This window comes from Pseudomonas sp. GW456-12-10-14-LB2, assembly GCF_002884345.1.
In the GTDB taxonomy this organism is placed as follows: Bacteria; Pseudomonadota; Gammaproteobacteria; order Pseudomonadales; family Pseudomonadaceae; genus Aquipseudomonas; species Aquipseudomonas paraglycinae.
Genome location: NZ_POHV01000008.1, coordinates 160,564 through 176,687, shown reverse-complemented (window position 1 = coordinate 176,687; position 16,124 = coordinate 160,564). Strand labels below are relative to the sequence as shown.

Here is a 16,124-nt window from a genome sequence, read left to right as displayed (position 1 = left end):
CCCCTCGAATCACCCACCCCACTCGAAGAAGCCATGCGCGCCGAAGACCTCGCCCGCAACCGCGAAGCCATCAAACGCGCCCTCGATTTCTATCTTTGCCCCAACCTTTCCAAACCACGCCCGCCGAGCACGATGTACATGGTCACGCCCAACGTCGACACCGAAAGCCTGCTGGCCAATGCCTGCGAATCCCTGGCCTCGGCCAGTACCATCGCGAGCAATTTCGCCAATGAGCTTTCGGGCCCGCAGCGCAGTACGGCGCTCGGTATCCAGCAGATCGTCATGCTGGCCGAGCTTGCAGTGAACCGCGCGCTGGACCGGGTTGATCCGCAAACCTGACAACACAAATCCCAGGTATAAAAAAACCGGCGATCATCACTGATCGCCGGTTTTTCATTTAGTCGTCATTCAATCACTGCATCAACACTTCAATCGAGCCGTCAGCGGTCAGGCTGACCTGGCTGGTGCCGGCTTCGACTTCAGGCGTGACCGGTGCTGCGTCCATGCCGGCGGCTTTCATCATCATCGGGGCGCGCATGTACGGTTGTGGGAAGCCGTTGCTGTTGAGGTTCAGGTTGACGATTTTGTAGCCCTTGCCGCCCAGGGCGTCGGTCGCCAGTTGGGCGCGGGCCTTGAAGGCGGTGACGGCTTCTTTCAGCAGTTGGTCTTCGCTGGCCTTGCGGGTCGGGTCGGCGATGGCGAAGTCCATGCCGCCCATTTTCAGGTCGGTCAGCAGCTCGCCAGTGAGCTTGGACAGGGCGGCGAAGTCGGCGCTTTCCAGGCGCAGTTCGGCGCGTTCGCGCCAGCCGGTGATTTTCTGGCCTTTGGTGTCGTAGATCGGGTAGCTGTTGCGGCTGCCCTGGCGCAGGGTGATGTCTTTGACTTGCTTGGCCTGGGCCAGTGCCTTGTTCATGGTGGTGCTGACGTCGGCGGCGAGTTTGGCCGGGTCGGTGTTCTGTTCTTCGGTGTAGAGAGTCACGATCATCAGGTCGCGGGCCACTTCCTGGCTGACTTCGGCGCGCAGGGAAATCTGGTTGTAGTGCAGCTCATCGGCGGCCAGGGCCGGAAGGCTGGCGACGCTGCCGACGGTCAGGGCGAGAAGGGCGGCGCTGCGGCGAAATGTGTGCATGAAAGCTCCTTGATGAGGGCGCAGGTGATGGTTCGGGGGCCTGCGTGAAACCATCAGACTCTAGCTTTTATGATCCGGTTCGCCCAGTTACAACTTCTATACAGATGGGCCTTATAGCCGCCGCGAAGCTTTTTTCCATGTGGTCGTTTGCCGCACTTTCGCCTCTCAAGCCCGCGCCTTGGTTATACTCCGTGCGATCCGCCTGGAGCGCTCATCAGGAGAGCTCATGCTCGCCCCCGTACAACTGACTTCCGCCACTCGCCAGAACCTCTGGCGGCTGACTTTCATCCGCACCTTGGTGCTCGCCGCGCAGGCCGGCTCCGTGGGCCTGGCCTACTGGCTGGATCTGTTGCCGTTGCCGTGGGTGCAACTGGTGATGACCCTCGGCTGTTCGATTCTGCTGTGTGTGTTCACCGCCGTGCGCCTGCGCACTTCGTGGCCGGTCACCGAGCTCGAATATGCGTTGCAACTGGCCTGCGATCTGGTTATCCACAGTGCCTTGCTGTATTTCTCCGGTGGCTCGACCAACCCGTTCGTTTCGTATTATCTGGTGCCGCTGACCATCGCTGCGGTGACGCTGCCATGGCGTTATTCGGTGGTGCTGTCGGGCATTGCGCTGGCCTTGTATACATTGATGCTGACGCACTTCTATCCGCTGGAAACCCTGCCGGTGGCCCGGGAGAACCTGCAGATCTACGGCATGTGGCTGAGCTTCGCTCTTGCAGCAGCGGTGATTACGTTTTTCGCCGCGCGGATGGCTGAAGAGCTGCGGCGGCAGGAAGAGTTGCGCGCGATCCGCCGGGAAGAAGGCCTGCGCGATCAGCAATTGCTGGCCGTCGCGACTCAGGCCGCTGGCGCCGCCCATGAATTGGGCACGCCGCTGGCGACCATGAGCGTGTTGCTCAACGAAATGCAGCAGGATCACCCCGACCCAATGCTGCAGGAAGACCTGAAGGTGCTGAAGGATCAGGTGAAGCTCTGCAAGGAAACCCTGCAACAACTGGTGCGCGCCGCCGAAGCCAATCGCCGGATGGCGGTGGAGATGCAGGACGTCACCGAGTGGCTCGACGAAGCGCTCAATCGCTGGCACCTGATGCGCCCGGAGGCCAGTTATCGCTTCCAGCGTCTTGGCCAGGGCCCGTTGCCGCGTGTGGCGCCGCCGCCGGATCTGACCCAGGCCCTGTTGAATCTGTTGAACAACGCCGCCGACGCCTGCCCGGAAAATCTTCAGGTGACCCTGGACTGGACCGCCGAAGACCTGACCATCAGCATCCGCGATCATGGCGCCGGTGTGCCGCTGGCCATCGCCGAGCAGATCGGCAAACCGTTTTTTACCACCAAGGGCAAAGGTTTCGGCCTGGGCCTGTTTTTGAGCAAGGCCAGCGTGACACGCGCCGGCGGCTCAGTGAAACTCTATAGTCATGAGGAAGGCGGCACGCTCACCGAGCTGCGCCTGCCCCACGGCGCCCGAGGAGAGCAACATGAGTGACGAAATCCAAGTCGAAGGCGAAGAACTGCCGCATTTGCTGCTGGTCGATGACGATGCGACCTTCACCCGGGTGATGGCCCGCGCCATGGCCCGCCGTGGTTTCCGCGTCAGCACCGCCGGTTCAGCCGAGGAAGGCCTGACCATCGCCCAGGCCGATCTGCCGGACTACGCCGCGCTGGACCTGAAAATGGACGGCGACTCCGGTCTGGTCCTGCTGCCGAAGCTGCTGGAGCTGGACCCGGAAATGCGCGTGGTGATCCTCACCGGTTACTCGAGCATTGCCACCGCAGTTGAAGCGATCAAGCGCGGCGCCTGCAATTACCTGTGCAAACCGGCCGACGCCGACGATGTGCTGGCAGCGCTGCTGTCCGAACACGCCGACCTCGACAGCCTGGTGCCGGAAAACCCGATGTCGGTGGATCGCCTGCAGTGGGAGCACATCCAGCGTGTGCTGACCGAGCACGAAGGCAACATCTCCGCCACGGCCCGCGCCCTGGGCATGCACCGCCGCACCCTGCAGCGCAAATTGCAGAAGCGCCCGGTTCGTCGCTGAACCTGCGCTGAACGACCATCGCCAGCCCTCGCGATAAAACGCACCGATCATCTATGATCGGTGCGTGTCTGTTCTTTTCTTTATCGAGCCTTTTCCATGAATCAGAACGCTGAATATTCCGCGGTCAACGATACTGTGCGCGGGCAGTTTTTTCGCAAGGTGTGGGCCATGACCACGCCTTACTGGCGCAGCGAAGAGAAGGGCAAGGCCTGGACGTTGCTGATTGCCGTGATCGCGCTGACGTTGTTCAGCGTGGCGATCTCGGTGTGGATCAACAGTTGGTACAAGGATTTCTATAACGCCCTGCAAAAGAAGGATGAGGCGGCATTCTGGCAGTTGATCCTGTATTTCTGCGGCATTGCGGCGGTGGCAATTCTTGGCGCGGTGTATCGCCTGTACCTGACGCAGATGCTGACCATCCGCTGGCGGGCATGGCTCACCGAGAACCATTTCAAGCGCTGGCTCGGGCACAAAAACTATTACCAGCTGGAGCAGGGCGGTTACACCGACAACCCTGACCAGCGGATTTCCGAAGACCTCAACACCTTCACCAGCAACACCTTGAGTCTCGCGTTGGGCCTGATCCGCACGGTGGTCAGCCTGGTGTCGTTCTCGATCATTCTCTGGGGCGTGTCCGGCAGCATCGAGGTGTTCGGCATCGAGATTCCCGGCTACATGTTCTGGTGTGCGCTGCTGTATGCGGCGGTCGGCAGCTGGTTGACGCACCTGATCGGTCGACGCCTGATCGGCCTGAACAACCAACAACAACGCTTCGAGGCTGACCTGCGCTTCTCCATGGTGCGGGTACGTGAGAACGCCGAGAGCATTGCGCTGTACAACGGCGAGCCGAACGAGAATCGTCGCCTGAGTAACCGCTTTGGGCTGGTTTGGCACAACTTCTGGGACATCATGCGGGTGTCCAAGCGCCTGACGTTCTTCACCTCCGGTTACGGCCAGATCGCAATCATCTTCCCGTTCATCGTTGCGGCACCGCGTTACCTGACCGGCAAGATCGAGCTGGGTGAGCTGATGCAGATCAACTCGGCATTCGGCAACGTGCAGGAGAACTTCAGCTGGTTCATCAACGCGTATTCGGATCTCGCCGCATGGCGCGCCACGTGTGATCGTCTGCTGAGCTTCCGTCAGGCGATGACCGACAACGAAGAACGCGCACCGGCCATCGATGTGCAGAATCAGGGCAATGAGCTGAACGTTCATAACCTGGGCCTCGATCTGGCTGACGGTCGTCACCTGCTGACCAGTGCAGACATGACCGTGGAGCAGGGCGAGCGGGTGATGCTCAGTGGCCGCTCCGGCAGCGGTAAATCCACGCTGCTGCGGGCGATGGGCCATTTGTGGCCGGCCGGGCACGGCAGTATTCGATTGCCGGCTTCGCGTTATCTGTTCTTGCCACAGAAACCGTATCTGCCGATCGGCACCCTGCGCGACGCCTTGAGTTATCCACAACCGGGCGACACCTACGCGCCCGAGCGTTATGCACAAGTGCTGGAAACCTGCCGTTTGCCGCATCTGGTGGCTCGACTGGACGAGGCTAATCACTGGCAGCGCATGCTCTCGCCGGGTGAACAGCAACGTCTGGCCTTCGCCCGCGCGCTGCTCTATGCACCGCAATGGCTGTACATGGACGAAGCGACGTCGGCGATGGATGAGGAAGACGAAGCCACGCTGTATCAGGCGCTGATCGACCAGTTGCCGGGCCTGAGCATCGTCAGCGTCGGCCATCGCAGCAGCCTCAAGCGCTTCCATCCACGGCATGTGCGGATCGATGGCGGGCACTTGGTGGAACAGACCGTCACGGCCTGATAACACATCATCCTGTGGGAGCGAGCAAGCTCGCTCCCACAGGATGATGCACTGAGTGATCGTACAACCCGCTTGCGCTATGATGCCCCTCAAGCCGATTTTTCGAGACAAACGCAGATCATGGAAAACCCGATCGACACCCCGCGCTTCCCCCGCAAGCGTCGCAGCCTGGCTCAGGAACTGGTGACGGTGCTGACCGAGCAGATCCGCGACGGTCTGCTCAAGCGCGGCGACAAGTTGCCCACCGAGTCGGCGATCATGGAAGCCCACGGCGTCAGCCGCACCGTGGTGCGCGAGGCGATCTCCCGGCTACAGGCCGCAGGTCAGGTGGAAACCCGCCACGGCATCGGCACTTTTGTGCTCGATACTCCGAGCCCGAGCGGTTTCCGGATCGACCCGGCCACCGTGGTCACCCTGCGTGATGTGCTGGCAATTCTCGAATTCCGGATCAGCCTCGAAGTAGAGTCCGCAGGTCTCGCCGCGCAACGCCGCAGCGCCGAGCAATTGGCCGCCATGCGTGCTGCCCTCGATGCGCTGAACGAAAGCGTCGCCCACGCCAGCGATGCGGTGGCGTCGGACTTCCAGTTTCACCTGCAAATCGCCCTGTCCACCGGCAACCGCTATTTCACCGACATCATGACCCACCTGGGCACCAGCATCATTCCGCGCACGCGGCTGAACTCGGCGCGCCTGGCTCATGACGATCAGCAGCACTACATGAATCGCCTGAGCCGCGAGCACGAGGAAATCTACGACGCCATCGCCCGCCAGGATTCCGATGCCGCCCGCGCGGCCATGCGCCTGCACCTGACCAACAGCCGCGAACGGCTGCGTCAGGCGCATGAAGAGGCGCAGGCTCAGGGTTGAGGGTTGATTACGGTTCGAGGCGTACTGTCAAAGTCGGGGAGGTGACTACATTCGGGCTGCCGGTTTTAGCAATCGTGTAGCGCAAATTAGCCGTAGCTCCCGACACCAGGTTATTGGCAAACGTGCTTTTTGGAATGTCAAAGGTGACAGGGAATAATGGCTGGCTCAGTGTGTATTTAGAACTCCAATTGCTTCCGGTCGAGGTGCTGACGAGCATCTCGATCACGTCGCCGATTGCTGCTTCAGTGTATTGGGACACTGAAGCGGGAGTTGGATCACTCAGCTTCTCAATGTAAGCGACTCCTTTAACTGCCTCTTCCAAGTCAGGTGCGGCTACGACACTTTGTTGTGCGGTCATGATGTAAGTCCTTTTGTCATTGCAATCGAAAAGTGTATGTTCCGGCTCTTGGCCGTTGGCGTCGGGTGATGACGCCAAGAGTATTAGGGCTGGATTGGTTGGTGGCCGCACCTGTAAGAAATAACAGTTTCGACGAGTGGTTGATGGTGATTCAGCTTTCGATGTGCAGAAGCAGTGGTTCCGAGCAAGGCTCAAGACTGGCCTCGTCTGCAAACTTGTAGCGCAGCTCAACGGTACGGTTCAGGTAATTGTCCACTGGCAACCGCTACTTCACCGACATCATGACCCACCTGGGCACCAGCATCATTCTGCGCACGCGGCTGAACTCGGCGCGCCTGGCCCATGACGATCAGCAGCACTACATGAATCGCCTGAGCCGCGAGCATGAGGAAATCTACGAGGCCATCGCCCGTCAGGATTCCGATGCCGCCCGCGCGGCCATGCGCCTGCACCTGACCAACAGCCGCGAACGGCTGCGTCAGGCCCATGAAGAGGCGCAGGCGCAGGGTTGAACTCCGAAGGGTCGGGAAAACGTCATATGGTGTCGACGATAGACAGCTCTAACGTGTCTGACGGTTGTGGAGTTCCGTTTATTGTTGCGATGAAGTGGATAACTGCGGACCCATTTTTGAATTGATAGTCGAACAGGCTTTTTGAACCCAGAGAGAACTGTTCCTTTTCGACTATGAACGTCGTAAATCTAGCGTGCTTTTCTATAGGGATGCTAAAGCGGTCAGGCTTAACTTCAATTGTTATGTCGATCTGTTGGTTTGCTGCTTTCTCTTCATAAAAGAAATCGAGGAGAAAAGCATCACTCAGTTTCTGGGTGTCCAGCACTCCATTCGGCGCCTGAGGTGCTTCTGCTGCGGCAAGTTTTTGCATGACAAACTCTCCTGGTAGGGGTAAGTGCAATCGTTTTTTACTCCGTAAGTTGAGCGTTCTTGAGGGGCGGAGCGCCACTGTCAGAAATGACAGTGGCGACAAGCGGTCGTAATTGATTCCGCCGCGCGTCACGATCAGGCTTCGATGTAGAGTTTCAACGGCTCCGAACACGGCTCCAGACTGGACTCATCAGCAAACTTGTAGCGCAGCTCAACGGTACTGTTCAGGTACTTTTCCAGTTCGAATCTGGGGATGCTCAGTTCAATCCCGGTCAGGCCGACCATGTCATCCAGTGCGTCATCCCAGACGCCGGTCGGCTCCGACAAACCCTGCCATTCAGGCTCTTCCGGATCATCGCCGAGGATCGGGTACACGTCCCAGTTCGGCGGTGTGTTCTGGCCATCGGGTACCTGAACGATCAGGTCGTCATCCAGCGTCGACAGCCGCAGGATGATCGAATCGCTGGCGTGATCGGGGAATTGCGGAAGGTGTGCAGCGGCAAACGTCATGCTTTGTTCTCCTTGAAGGATCTGCCGCGATCCTTCGCGGCAGTCGTCGCACTTTACCCGGCGAATCGGTGAGGCGCGCCGGGGCAATCTTGTCCGGGCATTTCAACTCTGGGGCAGAATCGAACGATCCACCCTGACCGCGAGTTTGCCTGGGCCGGGCCTGACGTCGAAGGTCGCCTGGCCCTGAGCATCCACCGACGTGCGGGCGATGGCCACGCCGTCGCGCAGCAGTTGCAGCGGCGCACCTTTCATCGATTGGCCCGAGGCCAGTTCCAGTTTCAATTTAATCGTCATCGAATCGCTCCTTAATTCGTGTTGCCGCTTGGGTGATAGTCCTTGAGCAGCAGGTAAGTGCTCCAGCCCCACCAGTCGTCGACGGTGGCAGTGTCGTTGAGGTTGTTGACGTCCTTGCGCCGCAGCACTTTGTTGTCCTGAAGGCGGAACAGTGGCGAGAAGTTGTTGGCCGGATCCAGCACGGCCGTCAGATCCGGCAGCCGTTGCAGCGCGTTGAAGGTGGTCGGCACATTGCCGCTGGAATACGCGGCATACACCTCGTCTGCCGAATCCTGCACCGCGAGAGTCACCTGATTGCGGTTGTCGGCGTCCGTTGCGTCGAAGTAGCGCTTGTCACCGAACGCCCGCCATTGCTCGCCATGGCCGTTACGCACCTTGAGGCCAAACTTGCTGTCTTCGTCGTGCATGAAGCGAGTGATGAGTGAACCCAGGTCGCTAGGTGTCACGGCGGCGGCCATGGCCTTGCGCGGCACCCGCAAATGCCCGGAAGAAAAAAGGTCGGTGAGGTAGTGGTCGGCGAACGCATTCATCGCGTAGGCCCGTTCCAGTCGCAGTTCGTCCTGACTGGCGTGGGTGGCTGCAGCGGTTTGCAGGGCGGCGGTGTGGCCGGCGATGTAGGCTTGGCGAGCCCATTCGCCGAAGTGGTCGGCGTTGTTCGCGGCCAGTTTCAGGTAGCGACCGAGCGGGAACAGGGCTGAGACAAAACTGCCGCCGCCAGTGATCTTGTTCCACTCTTCCGACAACGTATCTCCCAAAGCGTCATAAGCCTCATGGGGTTGTTTGCCGTCCTTGATCGCCTGTTTAACCGCGTCGATCTCTTTTTGCATGATTGCGAGAATTTGCGTCGCCTCGGTCTTCGAGGTCGTCAGCGCGGCGAGGCTGTCGAAGGCCGCCGTGAAGCGCTGAAGGCGATCGGCCGGGGTCGATCCTTCGTTGATCGGACGGTCGACGATTCCATAGAAATCACCACCCAGCGCCAGCACCTGGCCGTAGGTCAGCGCCAACCCGTTCGGCAGATGCAGCGGCACATTTTGCGCGAGCACCGGCTCGGAATTTTCAACGAAGCGCAGCCGGGTGTTATCGCCGATAGCCTTGTGTTCCGCGCCTTCGAAGCGTAACTGCGGTTTGCCTTTCAAGGCTTGAGCGGTCAGGGCGGTCACGGGTTCGACATCGCTGTGCGAGTCGGCGATGTGCAGCAACAGATGCGGATTTTCGGCACTGAAGGCGATGCCGCCGGGGGTGAAAAGGTCATCGAAACGGGCGATGACCGGTGTGGGTTTTTCAAGGCATTTTGTTAGTTGACCGGACATTTCTTTCTCCTTGATATGTCGTCGGTGGGTTTCTATTTAACTGTATGCATATACAGTTAAATCGAGCCTAGTCGAGAAATCTCCTACGTCAAAAAGAAATCTTGTCCGACAAAAAATGCCCCCCAGCGATGAAATGCAGTTGACGGTTATCTTTTAAGTTGTACGATGACCTACAACTTCGGCGAAGGCTGAACGGTCCACTCACAAAAAAACGTTGCTACCAGGGTGTTCGAATAATGAATCCACAAGAACTGAAGTCCATCCTCTCCGCCGGCCTGCTGTCGTTCCCGGTGACCGATTTCAATGCTCAGGGCGATTTCAACCGCGCTGGCTACATCAAACGCCTGGAATGGCTGGCCCCGTACGGTGCTTCAGCCCTGTTCGCCGCCGGTGGCACCGGTGAATTCTTCTCCCTGGCTGCCAGCGAATACTCGGAAATCATCAAGACTGCCGTCGACACCTGCGCCAGCAGCGTGCCGATCCTCGCCGGTGTCGGTGGTTCGACCCGCCAGGCCATCGAATACGCTCAGGAAGCCGAGCGTCTGGGCGCCAAGGGCCTGTTGCTGCTGCCGCACTACCTGACCGAAGCCAGCCAGGACGGCGTTGCCGCTCACGTTGAAGCCGTGTGCAAATCGGTCAACATCGGCGTGGTGGTCTACAACCGCAACGTCTGCCGCCTGACCGCGCCGCTGCTGGAGCGTCTGGCCGAACGCTGCCCGAACCTGATCGGTTACAAGGACGGTCTGGGCGATATCGAACTGATGGTGTCGATCCGTCGTCGCCTCGGCGATCGCTTCAGCTACCTCGGTGGTCTGCCGACCGCCGAAGTCTATGCCGCTGCCTACAAGGCCCTGGGCGTGCCGGTCTACTCGTCGGCGGTGTTCAACTTCATCCCGAAAACCGCGATGGACTTCTACCACGCGATTGCCCGCGAAGATCACGCCACCGTCGGCAAGATCATCGACCACTTCTTCCTGCCGTACCTGGACATCCGCAACCGCAAGGCCGGTTACGCCGTGAGCATCGTCAAGGCAGGCGCCAAGATCGCCGGCTATGACGCAGGCCCGGTGCGTGCGCCGCTGACCGACCTGACCGGCGAAGAGTACGAAATGCTCGCCGCGCTGATCGACAAGCAAGGTGCGCAGTAACACAACTCTATAAACAAGGCCGCTGAGCGATCAGCGGCCTTTTGCGTCAGGAGAATGATTCGTGACCAAGCGCTATGACAACTACATCAACGGTGAATGGGTCGCCGGTAACAATTACTCGGCGAACATCAACCCGTCCGAACTGAGCGACACCATCGGCGATTACGCCAAGGCTGACCTGGCTCAGGTCAACGCCGCCATCGACGCCGCCCGCGCCGCGTTTCCGGCGTGGTCGACCTCGGGCATTCAGGCCCGTCACGACTCGCTGGACAAAGTCGGCACCGAAATCCTCGCCCGTCGCGAAGAGCTCGGCACCCTGCTGGCCCGGGAAGAGGGCAAGACCCTGCCCGAAGCCATCGGCGAAGTGACCCGCGCTGGCAACATCTTCAAGTTCTTCGCCGGCGAGTGCCTGCGCCTGTCCGGCGACTACGTGCCGTCGGTGCGTCCGGGCGTCAACGTCGAAGTCACCCGCGAAGCCCTGGGTGTGGTCGGCCTGATCACCCCTTGGAACTTCCCGATTGCCATCCCGTCGTGGAAAATCGCCCCGGCCCTGGCCTATGGCAACTGCGTGGTGTTGAAACCGGCGGATCTGGTGCCGGGTTGCGCCTGGGCGCTGGCCGAAATCATCTCCCGCGCAGGCTTCCCGGCCGGCGTGTTCAACCTGGTGATGGGCAGCGGTCGCGTGGTTGGCGAAGCTTTGGTCAACAGCCCGAAAGTCGACGGCATCAGCTTCACCGGCTCCGTCGGTGTGGGTCGGCAGATCGCCGTCAATTGCGTGTCGCGTCAGGCCAAGGTTCAGCTGGAGATGGGCGGCAAGAACCCGCAGATCATTCTCGACGACGCCGACCTCAAGCAGGCGGTCGAGCTGTCGGTGCAGAGCGCGTTCTACTCCACCGGCCAGCGTTGCACGGCTTCGAGCCGACTGATCGTTACCGCCGGGATTCACGACAAGTTCGTCGAAGCCATGGCCGAGCGCATGAAGTCGATCAAGGTCGGCCACGCGCTGAAGGCCGGTACCGACATCGGTCCGGTGGTCTCGCAAGCGCAGCTTGAGCAGGATCTGAAATACATCGACATCGGTCAGTCCGAAGGTGCGCGCGTAGTCAGTGGCGGTGGTCTGGTGACCTGCGACACCGAGGGCTACTTCCTCGCGCCGACTCTGTTTGCCGACAGCGAAGCGTCGATGCGCATCAGCCGCGAAGAGATCTTCGGCCCGGTGGCCAACATCGTCCGCGTGGCCGATTACGAGGCTGCACTGGCCATGGCCAACGACACCGAATTCGGTCTGTCGGCGGGTATCGCTACTACGTCGCTGAAGTACGCCAACCACTTCAAGCGTCATTCCCAGGCCGGGATGGTGATGGTCAACCTGCCGACCGCCGGTGTGGATTACCACGTTCCGTTCGGTGGCCGTAAGGGTTCATCCTATGGCTCACGTGAGCAAGGCCGCTATGCGCAAGAGTTCTACACGGTCGTGAAGACCAGCTACATCGGTTCGTAAATCGCTGCACCCGCGCCGGGCCTTCGCCTGAGGCCCTGCGCGGCACAAGACCAAAGAATGTTTTACCCGCATAAAAATAATCAGTGGGAGTACATCTACATGCAATCGTCCAAGCCGACTCACGTCCGCTATTTGATCCTGCTCATGCTGTTTTTGGTGACCACGATCAACTACGCCGACCGCGCCACCATCGCGATCGCCGGTTCCAGTTTGCAAAAAGACCTCGGCATCGACGCGGTCACCCTCGGCTACATCTTCTCTGCATTCGGTTGGGCCTACGTGGCCGGGCAAATTCCCGGCGGCTGGCTGCTCGATCGCTTCGGCTCGAAAAAAGTCTACGCCCTGAGCATCTTCACCTGGTCGCTGTTCACCGTGCTGCAAGGCTTCGTCGGTGAGTTCGGCATGTCCACGGCCATCGTCGCGCTGTTCATGTTGCGCTTCCTGGTCGGTCTGGCCGAGGCGCCATCGTTCCCCGGCAACGCCCGTATCGTCGCGGCCTGGTTCCCGACCGCTGAACGCGGTACCGCTTCGGCGATCTTCAACTCCGCGCAATACTTCGCGACCGTGCTGTTCGCACCGCTGATGGGCTGGATCGTGTTCTCCTTTGGCTGGGAGCACGTGTTCATCGTCATGGGCCTGCTCGGTATCGTGTTCTCGCTGGTCTGGCTGAAGGTTATCCACAGCCCGCGCCAACACCCGATGGCCAACGAAGCGGAAGTGAAGTTCATCGCCGACAACGGCGGCATGGTCGACATGGACCAGAAACAAGGCAAAAAGGCAGACGGCCCGAAATGGGATTACATCCGCCAGCTGCTGACCAACCGCATGATGCTCGGCGTGTACCTGGGCCAGTACTGCATCAACGGCATCACCTATTTCTTCCTGACCTGGTTCCCGGTGTACCTGGTGCAGGAACGCGGCATGACCATCCTCAAGGCCGGTTTCATTGCTTCGTTGCCAGCGATCTGCGGTTTTATCGGCGGCGTCCTCGGCGGGGTGATTTCCGATTATCTGCTGCGCAAGGGCCATTCGCTGACCTTCGCCCGCAAGGCGCCGATCATTGCCGGTCTGCTGGTTTCGAGCAGCATCGTGGCCTGCAACTATGTCGACGTTGAATGGATGGTGGTGGGCTTCATGGCCCTGGCATTCTTCGGCAAAGGCGTGGGCGCGCTGGGCTGGGCGGTGGTCTCCGACACTTCGCCAAAACAGATCGCCGGTCTGAGCGGGGGCCTGTTCAACACCTTCGGCAACATCGCCTCGATCACCACCCCGATCGTCATCGGCTACATCATCAGCTCCACCGGTTCGTTCAAATGGGCGCTGGTGTTCGTCGGCGCCAACGCGCTGGTGGCGGTGTTCAGCTACCTGGTGATCGTCGGCCCGATCAAGCGTGTGGTCCTGAAAGAGCCGCCAACCAACGGTGGTTCCGAAGCGGCTGGTAAATTGTCTCAAGCGCATTCCTGAGGAGCGGCGTCATGCAGTTGATTGAACATTCCGACTCGCCGCGCTACATCCGCCTGCACGAGCGGGACAACGTAGTGGTAGTGGTGAACGACCAGGGCGTGCCGGCCGGCACCGCATTTGCCGATGGCCTGGTGACGGTGGATTTTGTACCGCAGAGTCACAAGGTCAGCCTCGTGGACATTCCCGAGGGCGGCACGGTGATTCGCTACGGCCAGATCATCGGCTACGCGTTGCAGCCGATTCCCCGTGGCAGTTGGGTCAGGGAAGATCAACTGCGCATGCCGACCGCGCCGCCGCTGGACAGCCTGCCGCTGTCCACCGATGTGCCGGCCGCGCAGGCACCGCTGGAAGGCTTCACGTTCGAGGGTTATCGCAACGCCGACGGCACCGTCGGCACGCGCAACATCCTCGGGATCACCACCACCGTGCAGTGCGTCACCGGGGTACTGGATCACGCGGTGAAGCGGATCAAGGACGAACTGTTGCCCAAGTACCCGCACGTCGATGACGTGGTGGCGCTGACCCACAGTTACGGTTGCGGCGTGGCCATCACGGCCACCGACGCTTACATCCCGATCCGCACCGTGCGCAATCTGGCGCGCAACCCAAACCTCGGTGGCGAGGCGCTGGTGATCAGCCTGGGCTGCGAGAAATTGCAGGCGGGGCAGGTGATGCACGAGGACGATGCGTCGGTGGATCTGAGCGAGCCGTGGCTGTATCGCTTGCAGGATTCCAGTCACGGTTTCACCGAGATGATCGAGCAGATCATGGAACTGGCCGAAGTCCGCCTGAAGAAACTCGACCAGCGTCGCCGCGAAACCGTGCCGGCGTCGGAGCTGATCCTCGGCATGCAGTGCGGCGGCAGCGATGCGTTTTCCGGGATCACCGCCAACCCGGCGCTCGGTTATGCCTCGGACTTGCTGTTGCGGGCGGGGGCGACGGTGATGTTTTCCGAAGTCACCGAAGTGCGCGATGCGATCTACCTGCTGACCTCACGGGCCCAGACCAAAACCGTTGCCGAGGAACTGGTGCGCGAGATGGACTGGTACGACCGTTACCTGGCCAAGGGCGAAGCGGATCGCAGCGCCAACACCACGCCGGGCAACAAGAAGGGCGGGCTGTCGAACATCGTCGAGAAGTCGTTGGGCTCGATCGTGAAGTCCGGCAGCAGTGCGATCAGCGTCGTGCTCGGCCCTGGGGAACGTTTCAAGCAGAAGGGTTTGATTTTCTGTGCAACGCCGGCGAGTGATTTTGTCTGCGGTACGTTGCAACTGGCGGCGGGGATGAATCTGCATGTGTTCACTACCGGTCGTGGCACGCCTTATGGGTTGGCGATGGCGCCGGTGGTGAAGGTCTCGACCCGTACGGAGCTGGCTCAGCGTTGGCCGGATCTGATCGATATCGATGCCGGGCGGATTGCTACCGGTCGCGCATCCATCGAGGAGTTGGGCTGGGAGTTGTTCCACTACTACCTGGATGTGGCGAGCGGCAAGCAGCAGACGTGGGCGGAGAAGCACAAGCTGCATAACGACATTACGTTGTTCAATCCGGCGCCGATTACTTGATCTGCTTGAGGGGGGTGGTGCCCGCACTGGCCATGCCCTCACCCCAGCCCTCCCGAAACGTCGGACCGCCCGTAGGGAGAGGGGGCCGATCCGGGAATATTTCAGTAATACACCGACCTGAAAGGGATTTACCGAATCCATAATCGACTCGGTCTTCCAGGTCGATGGATGACGCAAGACAGCTCGGTCAGTTCCCTCTCCCTCCGGGAGAGGGTTAGGGTGAGGGGCTTTTGAAGGTTTTGGCTTATCATTAGCCCCCTAACGACGCTCACCTCCAAGGCTCCCCGGCATGCTGGCAATCTTCCTCGAAACCCTGAACATCACCGCGCCGGTGTTTGCCATGCTGTTTCTCGGTGTGCTGCTCAAGCGCATCGACTGGATCAACGACAACTTCATCCACACGGCATCGTCGCTGGTGTTCAACGTCACCATGCCGGCGCTGCTGTTTCTCGGCATCCTGCATGCCGACCTGCACGCGGCACTGCAACCGGCGCTGCTGATCTATTTCGCCCTCGCCACGCTGGTCAGTTTTGCCGTGGCCTGGGGCTGGGCGATTTTCCGCTGCCCGCGTGAAGATCGTGGCATCTACACCCAAGGCGCATTTCGCGGCAACAACGGGGTGATCGGCCTGGCGCTGGCGGCGAGTATGTACGGCGACTACGGGATTTCCCTCGGAGCGATTCTCGCAGCGCTGGTGATCCTGTTCTACAACACCCTGTCGACCATCGTGCTCGCGGTCTACAGCCCGGTGATCAAGTCCGACCCGTGGAGCATCTGCAAAAGCGTGGTCAGCAATCCGCTGATCATCAGCGTGATCGCGGCAGCGCCGTTCGCTTATTTCAAGATCGGTCTGCCGGGCTGGCTGGAAACCTCCGGCCAATACCTGGCTCAAACCACATTGCCGCTGGCGCTGATCTGTATTGGCGGCACGCTGTCGCTGGCGGCGCTGCGCAAGAGCGGCAACATGGCGCTCAGTTCGAGTCTGGTGAAGATGATCGGCCTGCCGGTGATCGCCACGCTGGGCGCATGGCTGTGGGGCTTTCGCGGGGCGGAGCTGGGGATTCTGTTCCTGTACTTCGGCAGCCCAACCGCCGCCGCCAGTTTTGTCATGGCCCGTGCGGCCCAGGGCAATCATGAACTGGCGGCGGCGATCATCGTGCTGACCACGTTGATGGCGGCGATCACCACCAACATCGGGATCTTCTTCTTGCAGTGGGGCGGGTGGATCTGA

16 protein-coding genes and 1 pseudogene are annotated in these 16,124 nt (G+C 60.3%); 11 read left to right on the top strand and 6 right to left on the bottom strand.

The window, feature by feature from the left end:
* Positions 1–339: DUF6124 family protein (locus C1X29_RS07800; protein ID WP_102717175.1), on the top strand; the 339-nt coding region annotated here is incomplete at its 5' end.
* 73 nt (positions 340–412) lie between these two features.
* On the opposite strand, the gene C1X29_RS07795 is transcribed toward C1X29_RS07800, so the two are convergent.
* Positions 413–1,129 (bottom strand): SIMPL domain-containing protein, encoded by a 717-nt coding sequence (locus C1X29_RS07795; RefSeq protein WP_102717170.1) that lies wholly within the window; start codon positions 1,127–1,129, stop codon positions 413–415.
* Positions 1,130–1,355: 226 nt separating this feature from the next.
* On the opposite strand from C1X29_RS07795, the gene C1X29_RS07790 reads away from it, so the two are divergent.
* From C1X29_RS07790 to C1X29_RS07775, 4 genes are all read left to right on the top strand, one after another.
* Positions 1,356–2,618, top strand: coding sequence for an ATP-binding protein (locus C1X29_RS07790; RefSeq protein ID WP_064593366.1), 1,263 nt, complete (start codon positions 1,356–1,358; stop codon positions 2,616–2,618).
* Positions 2,611–3,171 (top strand): response regulator transcription factor, encoded by a 561-nt coding sequence (locus tag C1X29_RS07785; protein WP_003221630.1) that lies wholly within the window; start codon positions 2,611–2,613, stop codon positions 3,169–3,171. Before C1X29_RS07790 ends, C1X29_RS07785 begins: the two co-directional genes overlap by 8 nt.
* A 96-nt stretch (positions 3,172–3,267) precedes the next feature.
* Positions 3,268–4,995, top strand: a complete 1,728-nt coding sequence (locus tag C1X29_RS07780) for an ABC transporter ATP-binding protein/permease (RefSeq protein ID WP_102717169.1) — start codon at positions 3,268–3,270, stop codon at positions 4,993–4,995.
* A gap of 120 nt (positions 4,996–5,115) precedes the next feature.
* Positions 5,116–5,862 (top strand): FadR/GntR family transcriptional regulator, encoded by a 747-nt coding sequence (locus C1X29_RS07775; protein WP_102717174.1) that lies wholly within the window; start codon positions 5,116–5,118, stop codon positions 5,860–5,862.
* A gap of 7 nt (positions 5,863–5,869) precedes the next feature.
* On the opposite strand, the gene C1X29_RS07770 is transcribed toward C1X29_RS07775, so the two are convergent.
* A complete protein-coding gene (locus tag C1X29_RS07770) occupies positions 5,870–6,220 on the bottom strand; it encodes a hypothetical protein (RefSeq protein WP_102717168.1) in 351 nt (116 codons plus the stop codon).
* Between the two features lie 248 nt (positions 6,221–6,468).
* Between C1X29_RS07770 and C1X29_RS07765 the strand changes: the two are divergent.
* Positions 6,469–6,732 (top strand): annotated as a pseudogene (locus C1X29_RS07765) (FCD domain-containing protein); the annotation flags it as partial.
* A 22-nt stretch (positions 6,733–6,754) separates the two neighbouring features.
* On the opposite strand, the gene C1X29_RS07760 reads toward C1X29_RS07765, so the two are convergent.
* The 4 genes from C1X29_RS07760 to C1X29_RS07745 all read right to left on the bottom strand — a co-directional run bounded on the left by C1X29_RS07760 (position 6,755) and on the right by C1X29_RS07745 (position 9,215).
* On the bottom strand, positions 6,755–7,102 hold the full coding sequence (locus tag C1X29_RS07760) for a hypothetical protein (protein WP_102717167.1): 348 nt from the start codon (positions 7,100–7,102) through the stop codon (positions 6,755–6,757).
* A 134-nt stretch (positions 7,103–7,236) separates the two neighbouring features.
* The gene (locus C1X29_RS07755) at positions 7,237–7,611 is read right to left on the bottom strand and encodes a hypothetical protein (protein ID WP_085746910.1); all 375 of its coding nucleotides are present in this window, start codon (positions 7,609–7,611) and stop codon (positions 7,237–7,239) included.
* A 102-nt stretch (positions 7,612–7,713) separates the two neighbouring features.
* A complete protein-coding gene (locus tag C1X29_RS07750; RefSeq protein WP_102717166.1) occupies positions 7,714–7,905 on the bottom strand; it encodes a hypothetical protein in 192 nt (63 codons plus the stop codon).
* Between the two features lie 11 nt (positions 7,906–7,916).
* Positions 7,917–9,215 carry a phospholipase gene (locus C1X29_RS07745; RefSeq protein ID WP_102717165.1) on the bottom strand — a complete coding sequence of 433 codons (1,299 nt, stop codon included), beginning with the start codon at positions 9,213–9,215 and terminating at the stop codon, positions 7,917–7,919.
* Positions 9,216–9,451: 236 nt separating this feature from the next.
* Between C1X29_RS07745 and kdgD the strand changes: the two genes are divergently transcribed.
* From kdgD to C1X29_RS07720, 5 genes are all read left to right on the top strand, one after another.
* A complete protein-coding gene (kdgD, locus tag C1X29_RS07740) occupies positions 9,452–10,363 on the top strand; it encodes a 5-dehydro-4-deoxyglucarate dehydratase (RefSeq protein ID WP_102717164.1) in 912 nt (303 codons plus the stop codon).
* Positions 10,364–10,424: 61 nt separating this feature from the next.
* Positions 10,425–11,864, top strand: a complete 1,440-nt coding sequence (locus C1X29_RS07735) for an aldehyde dehydrogenase family protein (protein ID WP_102717163.1) — start codon at positions 10,425–10,427, stop codon at positions 11,862–11,864.
* Between the two features lie 99 nt (positions 11,865–11,963).
* On the top strand, positions 11,964–13,328 hold the full coding sequence (locus tag C1X29_RS07730) for an MFS transporter (protein ID WP_085608178.1): 1,365 nt from the start codon (positions 11,964–11,966) through the stop codon (positions 13,326–13,328).
* Positions 13,329–13,339: 11 nt separating this feature from the next.
* Positions 13,340–14,893: a galactarate dehydratase gene (gene garD, locus C1X29_RS07725; RefSeq protein ID WP_102717162.1), complete on the top strand. Its 1,554-nt coding sequence runs from the start codon at positions 13,340–13,342 to the stop codon at positions 14,891–14,893.
* A 289-nt stretch (positions 14,894–15,182) separates the two neighbouring features.
* Positions 15,183–16,124: an AEC family transporter gene (locus tag C1X29_RS07720; protein WP_085702465.1), complete on the top strand. Its 942-nt coding sequence runs from the start codon at positions 15,183–15,185 to the stop codon at positions 16,122–16,124.

Bases quoted from the DNA above. Each gene is read 5' to 3' on its own strand.
- kdgD (WP_102717164.1), top strand. From the start codon at position 9,452: ATGAATCCACAAGAACTGAAGTCCATCCTCTCCGCCGGCCTGCTGTCG.
- C1X29_RS07745 (WP_102717165.1), bottom strand. From the start codon at position 9,215: ATGTCCGGTCAACTAACAAAATGCCTTGAAAAACCCACACCGGTCATC.
- C1X29_RS07755 (WP_085746910.1), bottom strand. From the start codon at position 7,611: ATGACGTTTGCCGCTGCACACCTTCCGCAATTCCCCGATCACGCCAGC.
- C1X29_RS07750 (WP_102717166.1), bottom strand. From the start codon at position 7,905: ATGACGATTAAATTGAAACTGGAACTGGCCTCGGGCCAATCGATGAAA.
- garD (WP_102717162.1), top strand. From the start codon at position 13,340: ATGCAGTTGATTGAACATTCCGACTCGCCGCGCTACATCCGCCTGCAC.
- C1X29_RS07785 (WP_003221630.1), top strand. From the start codon at position 2,611: ATGAGTGACGAAATCCAAGTCGAAGGCGAAGAACTGCCGCATTTGCTG.
- C1X29_RS07775 (WP_102717174.1), top strand. From the start codon at position 5,116: ATGGAAAACCCGATCGACACCCCGCGCTTCCCCCGCAAGCGTCGCAGC.
- C1X29_RS07730 (WP_085608178.1), top strand. From the start codon at position 11,964: ATGCAATCGTCCAAGCCGACTCACGTCCGCTATTTGATCCTGCTCATG.
- C1X29_RS07720 (WP_085702465.1), top strand. From the start codon at position 15,183: ATGCTGGCAATCTTCCTCGAAACCCTGAACATCACCGCGCCGGTGTTT.
- C1X29_RS07795 (WP_102717170.1), bottom strand. From the start codon at position 1,129: ATGCACACATTTCGCCGCAGCGCCGCCCTTCTCGCCCTGACCGTCGGC.
- C1X29_RS07770 (WP_102717168.1), bottom strand. From the start codon at position 6,220: ATGACCGCACAACAAAGTGTCGTAGCCGCACCTGACTTGGAAGAGGCA.
- C1X29_RS07760 (WP_102717167.1), bottom strand. From the start codon at position 7,102: ATGCAAAAACTTGCCGCAGCAGAAGCACCTCAGGCGCCGAATGGAGTG.
- C1X29_RS07780 (WP_102717169.1), top strand. From the start codon at position 3,268: ATGAATCAGAACGCTGAATATTCCGCGGTCAACGATACTGTGCGCGGG.
- C1X29_RS07790 (WP_064593366.1), top strand. From the start codon at position 1,356: ATGCTCGCCCCCGTACAACTGACTTCCGCCACTCGCCAGAACCTCTGG.